Raw genomic sequence first — 745 nt, forward strand, 5'->3', positions numbered from 1 at the left:
GCCCGGACTCGTTCTGAGGGTGGCCGGCCCTGCCAGGGTCGGCTCCCCCGTGGCTCCGTACCACGCGTGGGGTCACGGGCGGGGCCACGCGTAAGGCCGGGGTCACCTGCCGCGCCACGGTCGCCCGCGCCGCCCGGTGGCCGAGGCGGCGGCCGGGGCGGGGCCGCCTGTTAGACCGGGTCTTCGCAGGTCACGCAGCAGTCGTACGCCTGCACAGCGGCGTCCTGCACGGCGGCGGTCCGCGTCGCAGCGGGCTGCCCGGCGGCGGCCGTACGGCGCCGCGCCGCCCCTCGCCCCCGCGCACCCGTGGCCGACCCGTCGTCGGCCACCCCGCACGCGTGCGCGGGGGTCGCGGCGGATTCCGTCTCGGCCCTGGCCTTGGCGGTGCCGACCCCGCGGGCCGCTATTCCGCCGGTCGGGGCACCCTCCTCCGCGGGCTCGTCGGTCAGCAGTCGGCGCGGGCCGTTGCCCTCGGCGCCGAGTTGGTCGTACGGGTTGGCCAGCGCGCAGCGGTCGATGGACAGGCAGCCGCAGCCGATGCAGTCGGTGAGGTGGTCGCGGAGCTTCTCCAGTTGCCGGATGCGCGCGTTGAGGTCCTCCTGCCAGCACTGCGACACCTGCGCCCAGTCGTCGCGGTCGGGCGTGCGTTCCTCGGGGAGCAGCCCGAGCACGTCGCGGATGGTCGCGAGGGGGATGCCGACGCGCTGCGAGACCCGTACGAAGGCGACCCGGCGCAGCGTGTCCC

General features: G+C 76.9%; 1 pseudogene. It reads right to left on the reverse strand.

The annotated features are described in order from the left end of the window. Positions 1–440 precede the first annotated feature (440 nt). Positions 441–745 (reverse strand): annotated as a pseudogene (gene soxR, locus KUM32_RS45545) (redox-sensitive transcriptional activator SoxR); the annotation flags it as partial.

It is taken from the genome of Streptomyces sp. AC627_RSS907 (assembly GCF_019049165.1).